The 15,021-nt window shown below is 46.7% G+C and carries 15 protein-coding genes and 1 pseudogene; 12 read left to right on the forward strand and 4 right to left on the reverse strand.

Annotated elements, in window-relative coordinates:
• Nucleotides 1–28: 28 nt before the first annotated feature.
• The 3 genes from icd (at nt 29) to OGX86_RS05605 (ending at nt 2,553) form a co-directional block, all read left to right on the forward strand.
• Nucleotides 29–1,279 (forward strand): NADP-dependent isocitrate dehydrogenase, encoded by a 1,251-nt coding sequence (gene icd / locus OGX86_RS05595; protein WP_003841892.1) that lies wholly within the window; start codon nt 29–31, stop codon nt 1,277–1,279.
• Between the two features lie 535 nt (nt 1,280–1,814).
• Nucleotides 1,815–2,288, forward strand: a complete 474-nt coding sequence (locus OGX86_RS05600; protein ID WP_244298689.1) for an Ail/Lom family outer membrane beta-barrel protein — start codon at nt 1,815–1,817, stop codon at nt 2,286–2,288.
• A 10-nt stretch (nt 2,289–2,298) separates the two neighbouring features.
• Entirely contained in the window at nt 2,299–2,553 is a 255-nt protein-coding gene (locus OGX86_RS05605; protein ID WP_286639514.1) for a hypothetical protein, read from the forward strand.
• 60 nt (nt 2,554–2,613) lie between these two features.
• Here OGX86_RS05605 and OGX86_RS05610 read toward each other — a convergent pair.
• Nucleotides 2,614–2,736 (reverse strand): annotated as a pseudogene (locus OGX86_RS05610) (hypothetical protein); the annotation flags it as partial.
• A gap of 85 nt (nt 2,737–2,821) precedes the next feature.
• On the reverse strand, nt 2,822–3,094 hold the full coding sequence (locus tag OGX86_RS05615; RefSeq protein ID WP_048214392.1) for a hypothetical protein: 273 nt from the start codon (nt 3,092–3,094) through the stop codon (nt 2,822–2,824).
• A 241-nt stretch (nt 3,095–3,335) separates the two neighbouring features.
• Between OGX86_RS05615 and pdeG the strand changes: the two genes are divergently transcribed.
• Both pdeG and OGX86_RS05625 read left to right on the forward strand, forming a co-directional pair.
• Nucleotides 3,336–4,859 carry a cyclic di-3',5'-guanosine monophosphate phosphodiesterase PdeG gene (gene pdeG, locus OGX86_RS05620; RefSeq protein WP_286639516.1) on the forward strand — a complete coding sequence of 508 codons (1,524 nt, stop codon included), beginning with the start codon at nt 3,336–3,338 and terminating at the stop codon, nt 4,857–4,859.
• Between the two features lie 169 nt (nt 4,860–5,028).
• Complete coding sequence (locus OGX86_RS05625; protein WP_048214390.1) at nt 5,029–5,226, forward strand: hypothetical protein; 198 nt, start codon at nt 5,029–5,031, stop codon at nt 5,224–5,226.
• 31 nt (nt 5,227–5,257) lie between these two features.
• Here the strand turns inward: OGX86_RS05625 and waaZ are convergent, their stop codons facing one another.
• Both waaZ and OGX86_RS05635 read right to left on the reverse strand, forming a co-directional pair.
• Complete coding sequence (gene waaZ, locus OGX86_RS05630) at nt 5,258–6,034, reverse strand: 3-deoxy-D-manno-oct-2-ulosonate III transferase WaaZ (protein WP_286639518.1); 777 nt, start codon at nt 6,032–6,034, stop codon at nt 5,258–5,260.
• A 359-nt stretch (nt 6,035–6,393) separates the two neighbouring features.
• Entirely contained in the window at nt 6,394–8,481 is a 2,088-nt protein-coding gene (locus OGX86_RS05635) for a TonB-dependent receptor (protein WP_286639520.1), read from the reverse strand.
• A 396-nt stretch (nt 8,482–8,877) separates the two neighbouring features.
• Here OGX86_RS05635 and OGX86_RS05640 point away from each other — a divergent pair, with 396 nt between their 5' ends.
• The 7 genes from OGX86_RS05640 (at nt 8,878) to zinT (ending at nt 14,910) form a co-directional block, all read left to right on the forward strand.
• On the forward strand, nt 8,878–10,500 hold the full coding sequence (locus OGX86_RS05640; RefSeq protein ID WP_167819834.1) for an ABC transporter substrate-binding protein: 1,623 nt from the start codon (nt 8,878–8,880) through the stop codon (nt 10,498–10,500).
• Nucleotides 10,500–11,474 (forward strand): ABC transporter permease, encoded by a 975-nt coding sequence (locus OGX86_RS05645; RefSeq protein WP_286639522.1) that lies wholly within the window; start codon nt 10,500–10,502, stop codon nt 11,472–11,474. The genes OGX86_RS05640 and OGX86_RS05645 overlap by 1 nt, the downstream gene beginning before the upstream one ends.
• Nucleotides 11,464–12,276 (forward strand): ABC transporter permease, encoded by an 813-nt coding sequence (locus OGX86_RS05650; RefSeq protein WP_048214386.1) that lies wholly within the window; start codon nt 11,464–11,466, stop codon nt 12,274–12,276. Before OGX86_RS05645 ends, OGX86_RS05650 begins: the two co-directional genes overlap by 11 nt.
• Nucleotides 12,270–13,064, forward strand: coding sequence for an ATP-binding cassette domain-containing protein (locus OGX86_RS05655; protein ID WP_048226838.1), 795 nt, complete (start codon nt 12,270–12,272; stop codon nt 13,062–13,064). The genes OGX86_RS05650 and OGX86_RS05655 overlap by 7 nt, the downstream gene beginning before the upstream one ends.
• Entirely contained in the window at nt 13,048–13,635 is a 588-nt protein-coding gene (locus tag OGX86_RS05660) for an ATP-binding cassette domain-containing protein (RefSeq protein ID WP_048226836.1), read from the forward strand. Before OGX86_RS05655 ends, OGX86_RS05660 begins: the two co-directional genes overlap by 17 nt.
• A 31-nt stretch (nt 13,636–13,666) precedes the next feature.
• Nucleotides 13,667–14,182: a phospholipase D family nuclease gene (locus OGX86_RS05665; RefSeq protein ID WP_286639524.1), complete on the forward strand. Its 516-nt coding sequence runs from the start codon at nt 13,667–13,669 to the stop codon at nt 14,180–14,182.
• Between the two features lie 77 nt (nt 14,183–14,259).
• Nucleotides 14,260–14,910, forward strand: coding sequence for a metal-binding protein ZinT (gene zinT, locus OGX86_RS05670; RefSeq protein ID WP_286639526.1), 651 nt, complete (start codon nt 14,260–14,262; stop codon nt 14,908–14,910).
• The last annotated feature ends 111 nt before the right edge of the window (nt 14,911–15,021 follow it).

Raw genomic sequence — 15,021 nt, forward strand, 5'->3', positions numbered from 1 at the left:
GAACCAGAAGCGCTCGAAGGAGAGGTGAATGGAAAGCAAAGTAGTTGTTCCGGCGGAAGGTAAGAAGATCACCCTGCAAAACGGCAAACTCAACGTTCCTGAAAATCCGATTATCCCGTTCATTGAAGGCGACGGTATCGGCGTTGATGTAACCCCACCGATGATCAAAGTTGTCGATGCTGCTGTCGAGAAAGCCTATAAAGGCGAGCGTAAAATCTCCTGGATGGAAATCTACACCGGCGAGAAATCCACTCAGGTTTATGGCCAGGACGTCTGGCTGCCTGCTGAAACCTTAGATCTGATTCGTGAATATCGTGTTGCCATTAAAGGCCCTCTGACCACCCCTGTTGGCGGCGGTATTCGCTCTCTGAACGTAGCTCTGCGTCAGGAACTTGACCTGTATGTCTGCCTGCGTCCGGTGCGTTATTATCAGGGCACACCAAGCCCGGTTAAACACCCTGAACTGACCGACATGGTCATCTTCCGCGAAAACTCCGAAGACATCTACGCGGGTATCGAGTGGAAAGCTGACTCTGCCGATGCTGAGAAAGTGATTAAATTCCTGCGCGAAGAGATGGGCGTGAAGAAAATCCGCTTCCCGGAACATTGCGGTATTGGTATCAAACCGTGTTCTGAAGAAGGGACTAAACGTCTGGTACGTGCAGCGATTGAATACGCCATCGCCAACGATCGTGATTCAGTTACCCTGGTACACAAAGGCAACATCATGAAGTTCACCGAAGGCGCGTTCAAAGACTGGGGTTACCAGTTAGCGCGTGAAGAATTCGGTGGTGAACTGATCGACGGCGGTCCATGGGTGAAAATCAAGAACCCGAAAACCGGTAAAGAGATCGTGGTTAAGGACGTTATCGCCGATGCGTTCCTGCAACAGATCCTGCTACGCCCGGCTGAGTATGACGTGATTGCCTGTATGAACCTGAACGGTGACTACATCTCCGATGCGTTGGCCGCACAGGTTGGTGGTATTGGTATCGCGCCGGGTGCAAACATCGGTGACGAATGCGCTCTGTTCGAAGCAACCCACGGTACTGCACCGAAGTATGCAGGTCAGGATAAAGTGAACCCAGGCTCCATCATTCTGTCTGCTGAAATGATGCTGCGCCACATGGGTTGGACTGAAGCGGCTGATTTAATTGTTAAAGGTATGGAAGGCGCGATCAACGCCAAGACCGTAACTTACGATTTCGAACGTCTGATGGACGGCGCTAAGCTGCTGAAATGTTCAGAGTTTGGTGACGCGATTATCGAAAACATGTAATCCAGACCTTGGGTTGTATGAGAACGGGAGCCGAGAGGTTCCCGTTTTTTTTACCTGCAAAATGCTTTCATGGCGCTCATACTATTAAACTCATTTAAATAGCACTGAAGATCAAATTTTTATCTTTTCCATTACAATTTTATTTTTTGATAAAAAATATCCATGGCTGTCAATATTTCTTTATTTAACTCTATTCGGGTATGAGAACTAACTATAATTGAGTGGTGTTTGTATCTTATTGATTATTAGATGGAAAACAATTGTTTTAAAAATAAGAAAAATATCGGAAATATTTACAAGGAAGAAGCGTTTTAAGATTCTTTTACTCTAATTTTAAATCCATTTTTATCAGAGTGTTATGACAGTTGATTATTCTGAATATTAGTAATGTCCAAAAAAGAACATTTTCTCCAATTGATGTTTTTTTACCTTTCTGTTTTTCTGTTGGCAACATGCTTGAGAAATAAAACTCAAAGCATGATTCCTTGTTATGCGTGTTACTTACTATTAGTTGATGATGAAAATGGTTATTAAAATGCTAAGTTTAAAAACAGGTTTAGTGGCTGTTACATTATGTTTTGCTATGACAGTTTATGCAGGAGAAAGCGTAGTCACCGGCGGTTATGTACATACCCGGACAGATGGACAGAACCTTAATGGTTTTAACGCTAAATATGGTTATACCCCAGATGAGAGTGATTTTGGTGTTATGACATCCTTAACCATTTCAGCAAATGACGATAATGATATAGATCGTGGTTATGGTTCTGCATTAGTCGGCGCAAGTTATAAAGTAAATGATGTGGTAAAACCTTATGTAATGGCGGGTATTGGGAGAGGTGCGATCAAAGCTAATGGTGAAACTGACACTTCTACAGGTTTTGCCTATGGCGCAGGTATTCAGTTTATCCCCATTGCAGGTTTCACTGTTGATGCAGGTTATGAAGGTTCTAAGGTCTTTGGCGCACAAGCTAATAGTATTGTAGTCGGCGCCGGCTGGAAATTCTAAGGTTATTTATATGAATAAAATAATGATAATATTGGGTGCGTTTTCTGCTGTTTCTTTGATGTCTGGTTGTGTATCAGAAGAACAACGCTTAGCAAAGTGCGAAGCGAAGGGAATTAGCCGTGATGTTTGTTATCACGAAGAAAAAGAATATTGGAATAATTACAGTGCTAATATGAGTCGACTGCAGGCCGCTAATACACAAGCGGATGCTTTCAAAGAGGCTATGAGTGATCACAAGAAACATAAGCATCATGATGACAATTAATATTTAAGAACACGCACATACGGTCTTGAGTGCTTATGTTCTTGATATTTTAATCATCTATTAATTATTCAAATGGTTATGCTCAGGTATCACTCTTAAAAGTGTATTATCCTTCGGTATATAGTGATGAAATAATGCAGCGCCGGCATGGGCTGCAATTAGAAAGTAGCAGCTATCGGCGAACTGACTTCCCACCAAAGCCAGAGTTTTTTATGATAACCATGGCCTTACTTTGGTTTGAGAAAAACGCTTCGTCTGCTGTGTGCGTTCATTCTTTTGCTGAAAGTTTGTACGGAAATACATGCAGAGCGTTAGCTGCTATGGGGTAAACGCCCAGGCCTTCTGTTCTGGCTTTGATTTCCTCGAAAGAGAGTGAAGGGGAGGGTTCTCGTCCGCCCCACAGATTAATGCCTTCAGGAACATCATCCCGCCTGTACTCCTCGGCGATCTCGATGGTTCCGCCACTATTCAATTCGACGACAACGCTTTTTCCGTCAACAGGAATCAGGTTCCCGTCATTGTCAGTGATAAAGATTTTCATTTGATTACCTCTTATTAGTGCATTCCTATGATAGCAAAATTGGATGAGGTGCAACGCCGGTTTTGTACTGCAAATTTCAGTAATGATTTTATCGATGAATTAGTAAGTTACGTTGTTATTGAGGAAATGTGACTGGACGCATGGCGACTTTTGTTTCTGTCTACCATGCTCTGTAGAGATAAATTAGAACACGTCAATGCTCATCGCAACGACTGATCAGTTTTCGCTACAGGACATGAGAATGCGCAAAGTACTTTTACCGGTAACCGCTGCGGTGTGTCTTTTTTTGATCGGTGTTTTTATTCTTAATATGCAGCTTTGGTATTCATCTTCGACAGAAACCCTTGGAGGAGCCCGATATGCCGTTAAAAATATGGATAATATACTTGATGAAGCTTTCCAGGCAACCCGCACCGCCAGGCATATTGCTGAAAAAAAATGCGATCTGGAGGGACAATACCAACTTGGAACCGAAGCTGCACTTCGCCCTCATTTGCGAACGCTGATCATTATCCGGCAGGGGAAGGTTTGGTGTACGTCATTGCCGGGGAATAGGATTTTACTTAAGCAAATCCCCGTAATTGCTGATACAAATCTGTTGCTGACTCCCGCAAGAAATACGGAAAACGAGATACCTGTTCTGCTGTATCAAACTCGTTTTCAAACCAGTCGTATTATTGTCACTATTAGTGGGGTGCATATTCGAGGGGCTCTGAAAGTTCCGTTAAAGGGAGTAGCATACTCATTGCTGGTGGGTGACAACGTACTTGGTTTATTGGGCGATGTGAAAACCGTTACAACAAGCGCACGTGCGTCTGGTCAACTTAATTCCGCAAAGTATCCGTTCAGTATTATTTATAATAAACCGCCACTGTTTAGTGCAAAAAGACTGGTTACACAGGGTTCAGGGATTCTGGGTTTTATCCTGTTAATGTCTTTTGCAGCCGCTTATGCCATTGATAAGTATCTGAACAAGAACGATACCCCTGAAGAAACGTTGCGTAAGGCGATAGTAAAAGGAGAGATCGTGCCTTTTTATCAACCTATCGTAAATGGTCGCGAGGGGACGTTACGCGGAGTTGAAGTGCTGGCCCGATGGAAACATCCTAAGGCCGGGTATATCTCTCCTGCTTCCTTCATTCCCGTCGCTGAAAAATCAGGCCTGATAGTGCCACTAACTCAAAGCCTGATGAGGCAGGTCGCGGAAAACATGAACGCCATTGCCAGCAAACTGCCATCCGGCTTCCATGTCGGCATTAACTTCAGCGCATCCCATATCACATCCCCTACATTCGTGCAGGAATGCCTGCATTACAGGGATAGTTTTAACCGAGATGACCTCAATCTGGTAATCGAAGTTACTGAGCGCGAGCCGTTAGATGTGGATGAAGATCTTGTGCAGAGGCTCAATATCCTGCATGAGAATGGCTTTGTGATTGCGCTGGATGATTTTGGTACGGGCTATTCTGGGCTTTCTTATTTGCATGACCTGCACATTGATTACATTAAAATCGATCAGAGCTTTGTGGGGAGGGTAAATGAGCTTCCCGATTCAACCCGAATTTTGGATTGTGTCCTCGATCTGGCTCGTAAACTATCTTTAAGCATCGTTGCAGAAGGGGTTGAAACGAAGGCCCAGCTTGATTATCTAAACAAAAACAACATTGTTTTCCTACAAGGGTACTATTTCTATAAACCAGTAACCTTCACTGAGTTCGTCATGATTCTGCTGTCAAAGCCTAAAGTGAAGGTTTTTGTCGAATAAATACAAGATAACCTTATTGATGAAAAGGGAGCATAAAATCTGTTTCGGTAGTAAAAATCCGACGATTATCTTTATCGTGAGACAAATCTCAGATTCTGTTATTTAAAATCTATACCCTTATCGATATGGTGGTTATTTATGTTTTCAAATACAGCAACTGGATAATGGTATGGCAGATATAACATTCGCGATGGAGCGTGATTCAAGTCACAGAGCGGCGAAAAATAAGTTGGATGTTCGAAGCAAAGCGAAGTACACAAATCGCAACCAGCTTGCGATTGCCGCAGTACTATTTTTAGGCGGTATCGTCGGGGTTATTGTTTTGGCATTGTACCTAATGGTGCAGGAAGGGGTGTTTTTGTATTGATTGTTTAAATATTCTTATCATTGCTGTATTGCTAGTCGGAGCTGGAACAAGCTACTTCTTCTGTCTTGATGAACGGAATAACATCGTAGGGAATAGCAGTTTGTGGGGAAAGATTGTAGATCTTACCGTCATAGTGGCTATTTACATAAGAAAATGACCTTAATATAAAGCTAAGATCAGCGGGGAGAGTCGTGGGTTGGGCGTTAACTTCATTGTAAAACCGTTTACAGCTACCTTTCAAATCTAAACCGGAAAAAATTATTCTTTCAAACTTTAGACTAATGGCTATTTGTAACGCGCTAAATGCGACCGTAGCACTACCAAAATGGCCATGTGTTACATTAGTTGAAAATGCAATTGTTTTCACTTTTCTGAATGCAGAACATTTAATTCGAAGATTCCTGTTAGTCATTGTTTTTATTTTATAGCGAATCTTTCTACCGATACCACCTCTGGATTTGCAAATGTCCTTTAACAGAAAACATGTGTTGAGCAAGTACTCTGCCTCTGTTGAATCAGCTCTTTTAATAACATCTTCACTAATAAAGGTATGCTGAGCATAGGAGGAATACTTATGAAATAAGTCTTTATTGTTTTCATAAAATGAGCCATCACAAACAACATAGATAAAAATAGGGATATTGTTGTCGATTAAATGACCGGCACTTCCGTTTACGCAAATAAAATGTTTATCGCGCATTCTACTTAATGGAGTGTCCAATGATGATGGTCCGGACAGGTAAATAATGCAATCATCGGAAATTCTATTTTCCATTATCTTATTTAATATATTGTGTGTGATAATCATTGCTTTTACCATGAATATTATTTTTGCAAATGTTACCACTTTCTTTATGGGCTTTCAAATCAGTAATAATGTTGACTTTTATTATATAAATTTGATGAATGAATTCATAAAAATACGAAAGGTAATTATGACTCATGGTAATTATTCTGAATGAATATAATTCATGGCGTTTATGAATGTACCGTGCTATGGACAAGGCGATTAGGTTTATGTTGGGATAAATGAATTAGGGATGCAGTTAGAAGAAGATGTGAGTCGCCTTTGTAAGGCGACTCTATGAAATCATTCAGGATATTATTCTGAATGATACCGGCTGGATGGGATGCACGTGATAGCTCGACCAACAGGATCTTATAAAATTAGAACTGATAATTTAAAGATACCCAGTAGTTACGACCAGGGTTTACGTATCCGGTAGTGGATTGCGCCGTTTGATAATAATCACCTGCGTAGGTACTATTACGCCCCACCTGGTACAATTTGACCTCACTAAAGTCTTTATCCAGCACGTTATTAACCGCCGTATTAAGTGTCAGATCTTTGGTCAGCTTATAAGACATCCCCATGTCGACAACGGTCCAGGCTTTTAAATCAGCGCCTTTATCGTTATAGACGGCCTTTTGTACCGCGCTAAGGTTGTCGTAATTTTCGGTAAAGCGTGGGGCTTTGCCGCGATAACGTGCGCTGAGCCAGGCGTTCATATCTTCCGTTGCCTGCCAGTTCAGACGGGCGTTAGCCATATGTTTTGGGGTGTAACTTAATGGCGCGCCTTTATTTTCACCATCTTTTTGCTTGCTCTGAGTGTAGGTGTAGTTGAGAGATAAGGTCAGCACATCCGACCATAGAGGGAAGGTGCTGGCAAATTCAACGCCATCGGTCCTTGCCTTGCCGCTGTTGGTATAGCTGTTGGTATTATCATCGATAGAATATGAGACAATTTTATTTTTGTATTCGGTATAGAAGCCGGTAATGTTGGCGTTAAGCCCGGCGTCGTTCTCGTAATACAGCCCGGTTTCGTAGCTGATACTTTCCTCAGGTTTGAGGTCCGGGTTACCGACCGTATTCACCGTTCCCTGTGCGGTTACACCGCTGATCCCGTTATGCAACTGGCTTAGTGATGGTGCTTTATAACCTGTCGTTACACCGCCTTTGAGGGTCCATTCGTCGGATGCGTCCCAGACCATATAGGCACGCGGGCTGAGATGACCGCCAAAGACATCGTTATGCTCATAGCGTGTTCCTACGGTTAAGGCCAGAGAGTCGAGAATATGCCATTCATCTTCCGCATAGGCTGCCCACGTTTTTTGATGGAACGTCTCGCCGGTATTGGCCAGCACCACACCATCTTTCATCCGTGCATCCCAGTATTCTCCGCCAAGGGTTAAGAGGTGTGAATCACCTAATGGCGTCAGCAGCACTGAGTCAAGAATGACGTTGGTGTTCTTCAGTTCACGCGCGTCACCGGCCCGGCCTGCGTTCTCTGGCGTGAGTGCGGAAGATACCAATTGCCGGCCTTTGTTTTCAGTTTCATTCCAGCCGAGGGAGGATTTCCAGGTGCCGAACGTTAAGGCTGTATCGTGGCCGAGGGTCACTTTGTTACGCTCATAGCGTAGCGTTTTATCATACCCCCCTGTCAGGTTGCCCAACTGCCCGTCATCGTTGTCATAGCGCTGTCTGGCGGAATCGAGATCTAACCACAGCGTATTGTTCTCATTGGTTTTCCAGTCGAGGCGCGTACCTATATTGTAGTTTTCCGACTCGGTAGGATAAGGTACGCGAGTCGAGGCGGTATCGCTGAGGGAGGTGACGCTGGAACCCTGACGCTGGGTTGTACTTCCCCGAACCTGCATATCCAGTACTCCCGCGATTAACGGGCCACTTGACCAGAAGTTGGCGACCGTACTGTTACCCCATTTATTACTCTCTTGCAGGTTAACGCCGGTATTGATGGAAGTACTCCATTTATCGGTGCTTTTTTTGGTGATGATATTCACCACGCCACCGATTGCGTCGGACCCATAAAGCGTCGACATCGGGCCGCGGATCACCTCAATATGATCGATTGCCGCCAGCGGGGGCATAAAGCTGGTATTCATGGCAGAGAAGCCGTTTGGCGTTACGTCGCTGCTGCCGTTTTGACGAATACCGTCAATCAGGATCAAGGTATAGCTGGCGGGCATACCGCGGATACTAACCTCCAGACCGCCGGTTTTACCGGTGCTGCTTTCAACATCTACCCCTTCAACAGAACGCAGGGCTTCACCTAAGTCATTATATTTATTGGTTTGTAACTCTTGCTGTGAAATAACAGAGACGCTGGCTGCGGCATTGGTGATTTTCTTTTCATAACCGGAAGCGGTTACCACCATGACATCTTCAGCAAACACCAGGGGGCTGGAAAATCCTAAACAGGACAGAACGACAGAGGCAACAGGTTTTAAACGCATAGTCAAACTTCCTTTGTTAAAAATTCAAAGGCAGTAAGATAATTGATGGAAATGATAATACAAATAATTATCATTACAAATTTACATAACTTGTCACTTCTGGTGTTTTTCTTGAATAAATATACATAAATTGTCATGAGTTTTAGATAAGGAATTAGCAGGAAGGGTCAATAGTCCGCATGGGCAATTATTAGAAAGTGATTAATATCCCTGTGAATAAATGGCGAGGGATTAATCTATTTTCTGAGATTCACATCGTACTCATAACGGAGTATCAGAAAAAAGTATGATAATTTTAGAAAATCGTCATACTTTTCTGCGCCGCATCATTTTTTTCGTCATTTCTGTCCGCCATAATCCCTTCCCCAGGAGACTGCTTAACGACGGTAAATCGTTATGCGGCATAAAAATAACGTAAATCTGGATAACATAATGATCAAAGGCAAGCTGGCACTGCTTACGTGCGCATTGACTCTCGCATTAACCTCACCACTTCTTGCCGCGCAAAATGCGAGCGAAGGGCAGACGTTAAAACTGGCAATTGGACCAGAACCAACGGAAGGGTTTGACCCGATGCTGGGCTGGAGTCATGGCAGCTATTTGCTTTTGCATGCACCATTATTAAAACAAAATGCAGATATGAGCTGGGGAAACCTGCTGACGGAAAAAGTAGAGACCAGCGCAGACGGCAAAACCTGGACGTTGACGTTAAAACCTGACCTTAAATTCTCTGATGGTTCCCCGCTAACCGCTGAAGATGTGGTGTTCACCTATAACAAAGCAGCAAAAAGCGGCGGCAAAATCGACATGGGAAACTTCACCCATGCCAGCCTGAAAGATAACCGCACGGTAGAAATTACGCTGAATAGCCCACAGAGCACCTTTGTGAATGTGCTGGGTTCTTTGGGTATTGTTCCGGCGAAACGGTATGACGAAAAAACATTTGCCAAAAATCCGATTGGCGCGGGTCCTTATCGGCTGGTGAGTTTTCAGCCGGGACAGCAGTTGATCGTGGAGGCTAACCCCTGGTATGCCGGTAAGAAAAATGATTTCAGTAAGCTGGTGTTTGTCTTCCTTGATGAAGATAACGCTTATGCCGCAGCGCGCAGTGGCCAACTGGGACTCGTACGTATCGCGCCGTCGATGGCGGTCGCTCCTCAGCAGAAAAACTTGAAACTTTGGGTACGCGATAGCGTGGAAAACCGGGGCATTGTGTTCCCGATGGTTCCTGCAGGTAAAAAAGACGCCAATGGCTATCCAATTGGGAACGATATCACTGCTGATGTTGCCATCAGGCGCGCCATCAACTATGCCATCGACCGTAAGCAGCTTGCCGATCAGGTCATGGAAGGTCATGCGATTCCTGCGTATAGCGCAGTGCAGGGGCTGCCATGGCAGGGGCAATCCGTTGCGTTCAAAGATGGTGATAGCGAAAAAGCACGTACGATTCTGGAAGAAGCCGGCTGGAAGGTAGGTAAAGATGGCGTGCGAGTGAAAGACGGCAAAGAGGCTCGACTGACTTTATGGTACGCCAGCGGTGACAGTACGCGCCGGGATTTAGCTGAGGCCGTACGTGCAATGCTGGAGCCGGTGGGTATTCAGATCTCGCTGCAATCAGGAAGCTGGGAAACCGTTGAGCGTCACATGCATGCGAACCCAACACTATTTGGTTGGGGAAGCCTGGATCCGATGGAGCTTTTCCATCATTACAGTAATCAGGCCGCGGGCGTGGAATATTACAATCCAGGCTATTACAGCAACCCTGTTGTTGAACAGCACCTTAAACAGGCTATCGACGCCCCAGACTGGCAAAAAGCGTTACCTTTCTGGCAACAGGTGGAGTGGGATGGTAAGCAAGGGGCTGGCGTGCAGGGCGATGCTGCCTGGGCATGGCTGTTGAATATTCAGCACACCTACCTGGCAAATCCGTGTATTGATTTAGGCAAAGGCGCACCGGAGATTCACGGTAGCTGGTCACTGCTCAATAATTTGGACGAATGGACCTGGACCTGCCGTTGATGAAGTCTGTTGTGGGCCATTTTATACGGCTGATAGTGTTATTAGTGCTGGTTGCGGCTGGCACTTTTGTGCTGCTCAGCTTTTCTCCAGTCGATCCGATTCGCGCTTATATCGGCAACGATCTCCTGCATGTGCCGCCGGAGCAATATGCACGCATTGCTGCTCGCTGGGGATTGGACCAGCCGCTATGGGAGCGTTTTGGTCACTGGTTTGTTCGTGTATTGCAGGGCGATCTCGGCTATTCCATGTTGTTTAATGCGCCGGTTGCCAGCGTGATCAAGGAACGCTTTTCCACCTCGTTTGCGCTGCTTGGTGGCGCGTGGCTACTCTCCGGCATATTGGGAACGGCAATGGGGTTTGTCGCGGGTCGCTACCTGAATCGCTGGCCGGACAAAGCAATCTGTCGCCTCAGCTATCTGCTCTCCTCGTTGCCGACCTTCTGGATTGGCATGTTGCTGCTGGCGTTATTTGCCGTGCGCTGGCCGGTATTTCCGGTCTGCTGCGCGTGGGAGCCGGGCAACAGCAGCGATATGGCGACGCTGACTGAGCGTCTGCGCCATCTGGTGCTTCCCGTTTGCGCGCTCAGTTTGCTGGGACTGGGACAAATTACGCTGCATACACGGGAAAGCATCGCCAGCGTGATGAAAAGTGATTTTGTCCGTTTTGCGCGTTCCCAGGGAGATAAAGGCTGGTCACTGTTACGCCATCAGGTTCTGCGTCATGCAATTACGCCTGCGCTGTGTTTGCAGTTTGCCTCACTGGGAGAACTGTTGGGAGGTGCACTATTGGCCGAAAAAGTCTTTGCTTATCCAGGACTGGGGCAGGCCACCATTGATGCCGGGTTACGCGGCGATCTGCCGTTACTGATGGGGATTGTGTTGTTCAGTACCGTACTGGTGTTCATTGGCAACTCGCTGTCTACCTGGCTTGTCCGTATGTTGAACCGTGCTCTGGAGCGACCTGATGCTCTATAACCCGACGCCGACGCTAATTCGTCTTTTGTTCTCTTTTAGCTGCCTGTTATTCATTGCAGTGTATGGTGCCGCAATGCTGGATAACCCGTTGAGCGTTAATCTGCTTGCCCGTCATCTTCCACCTGATGCGATGTACTGGTTTGGCACCGATAACCTCGGTCGCGATCTGTGGGTCCGTTGTTTTCAGGGTGCACTAACCAGTCTGCAAATTGGTATTGGTGCGGCGTTGTGCAGCGGTTTCATTGCGTTAATGATGGCGGCGGTTTCGCGCATACATCCGCGTCTGGATGTACTTATGCGTCTGATTACTGATGCCATGCTATCGATGCCGCATCTGCTGTTGCTTATTTTGATCTGTTTTACGTTGGGCGGCGGGAAAAACGGGGTAATCATGGCGGTTGCACTAACGCACTGGCCGCGTCTGGCGCTGATCCTGCGTGCTGAAGCGCAGCGCGTGGCCCACAGTGACTATCTGACGTTGACCTGGCGTCTGGGACACGGCCATTTTTACTGCTGGCGGCATCACTATCTACCAGCGTTGTTACCCCAGTGGTTAACCGGGACATTGCTGATGTTTCCCCATGCGGTGTTACACAGCGCGGCGTTAAGCTTCCTCGGTTTTGGACTGGCACCGCATGAACCGTCGCTGGGCCTGCTGCTGGCGGATGCGCTGAGGTTTATCAGTCATGGTGATTGGTGGTTAGTGCTGTTTCCAGGACTGATGCTGTTCAGTCTGGTGATGTTATTCGATCAGCTCGCAAGGGCGGTGCATCGTTTATGGTTACGAGGTGACGCATGTTGAGTTTAAGGCAGGTCTCGCTGGACGTGGCGCGTTATCGTTGGTACGGCGCGAAAAACTGGTCTTCGCTGTTGCAGGATATCTCTTTCGACGTAGCGCCTGGTCAGATGGTGGCGCTAGTTGGAGGAAGTGGAGAAGGTAAAAGCCTGTTGCTGCAATGTCTGCTCGATCTCTTACCAGACAATTTGCGTTTCAACGGCGTTATTACCCTGGAAGGTAAAACGCTGGACAGTGATGACATTCGCAAATGTCGTGGCAATACCTTCAGCTACGTCCCGCAAGGTATTCAGGCACTTAACCCGCTGCTTTCGATTGAAAAGCATCTGCGCAGGGCATGCCAGCTTTCTGGCCAGCAATGGAATGCCGGAAAAATTGAACGATTGCTCCAGCGTAGCCGACTGGAAAGTCGCGTATTAGATACTTTTCCGCGCCAGCTTTCAGGCGGTATGGCGAAACGTGTTCTGGCATGTCACGCGTCTCTGAGTCAGGCTCGCTATATTCTGGCGGATGAAATTACCGCCTGGCTTGATGCACCACTGGCTAATCAACTGCTTGAACAGTTGCGTGAGCAATGTGAGCAAGGGGCTGGCGTTTTATGGGTAACGCATGACCTCACGCTGGCGGCCCGCCATGCGGATCGTATTGTCGCGCTGCATCAGGGAAGGGTGTCGGATAACGTCAGCCGGGAACAGTTGTTACGCGGAGAGATTAGCGAACACCTGCAACGACAATGGCGGGCGCTGCCTGAAAGAAATCAACTTTTTGGAGAGCGCGATGCTGTGCTGTCGTGATGTAACAATCTGTCAGGGGGAAAAGGTTCTGTGGCAAAATCTGACCTTTTCTCTACGCCCTGGAGAACGTATTGGGATTTGTTCGCCCAGCGGAACCGGCAAAACGACGTTGGGACGTGTGCTGGCGGGCTGGCAAAAGCCGACCTCGGGCGACATTCTGATTGATGATCAACCTTTGCCGATGCACCAGTATTGCCCGGTGCAACTGGTGCCACAGCATCCGGAATTAACTTTTAACCCCCGACGCAGCACCGGCGATGCGGTGCATGACGCCTGGCGGCCTGGCGCAGAAATCCTTACCCGCCTGCATATCAAACCGGAATGGTTAACCCGTCGCCCTGGACAGCTTTCTGGTGGTGAACTGGCGCGAATCGCCATACTTCGTGCGCTGGACCCGCGTACCCGTTTTCTTATTGCCGATGAGATTACCGCCCAGCTCGACCCTTCCATTCAAAGAGATATCTGGGTACTGCTGCTCGAAGAATGCCAGCGTCGACCATTAGGCATGCTGATTATCAGCCATCAGCAGGCGCTGCTTGATCAGATCTGCACGCGGACGCTACTCTCTTAGGTCTCTTTCGCATTTCAGGCAAATAACTAACGTGATCGTAAAAACTATCGCTGTGGCTGCGCTAATGTACGGGGCGGGGGCTTTTGCAGCACATGCTTCCATTCAGGTGGGTTTTTCACCGGAAGGGTCGGCTCGGGCTTTAGTGCTGGATTCAATTAACCATGCGCAGTACAGCATTGATATGATGGCTTATTCATTTCAGTCTGCAGATATTGTTCAGGCCCTGGTAAACGCTGAAAAGAGAGGCGTTGTGGTCCGGGCTGTTATCGATAAGAAACGTAACCAGGGCAAGGTTAGCCAGAAGGCCATCGCGTTTGCTGCCGCGAATGGGGTTGATGTGCAACTGGATGGTCACTACCACATCCAGCATGACAAGGTAATGATTATTGATGGCGACACGCTGGAAACCGGTTCGTTCAACTTTGCCAAATCCGCAGAATTTGCCAACTCTGAAAATGTGTTAGTTGTTCGTGATGAACCTGCCGTTGTTGCGCAGTATCAGGCCCATTTTGACAGCCGTTGGAAAATCGCGCACCAGAGCGGTTAAATACTTCATAACGTCGTTGATTTAAATGTGATGTTATATTATAACACTTCACTCGCAAATGATTTGAGGGTGAAATTTTGACTATTCGTTTTAAGAAACTGACAATCGCTCTGGGGATACTTTTAGTCAGTGGTTCGGTTCTGGCGCATGGTCATCATTCCCATGGTGCGCCAATGAGTGAAGCAGAACAAAAGGCGTCGGAAGGGGTATTTGATGACAACCAGGTGCAGAACAGGGCGCTGACCGACTGGGATGGCATGTGGCAATCTGTCTATCCGTATCTGGTCAGCGGCGAACTTGATCCGGTGTTCAAAAAGAAAGCGGAGAAAGATAAAAATAAAACAGCAGAACAAATTAAAGCGTATTACCGTACAGGCTATGCAACCAACGTAGACACTATCGGCATTGAAAATGGTGTGATGGAGTTTCATACCGGTAATCAGGTTGCATCATGTAAATACGACTATGCCGGATATAAAATCCTGCACTATAAATCAGGCAAGAAAGGTGTACGGTATCTGTTTGAGTGTAAAGCTGCTGACAGTAAAGCGCCTAAATATGTGCAATTTAGCGATCATATTATCGCACCGCGTAAATCGAGCCACTTCCATATCTTTATGGGAAATACCTCGCAGGCAGCCTTGCTTGAAGAGATGGAAAACTGGCCTACCTATTACCCTTATCAGTTGAAGGGAGAAGAGGTTGTGGATGAGATGCTGCACCATTAATCCGGGCTAACCTTATCTGTACACACCCGTCACCAGTGGCGGGTTTTTTAATTCATAACCTTCTCTTTCCATCACCCGATGCATTCGTTAGCATATTGTATCGCAGCAAGT

This window comes from Citrobacter sp. Cpo040, assembly GCF_030332915.1.
GTDB lineage: Bacteria > Pseudomonadota > Gammaproteobacteria > Enterobacterales > Enterobacteriaceae > Citrobacter > Citrobacter portucalensis.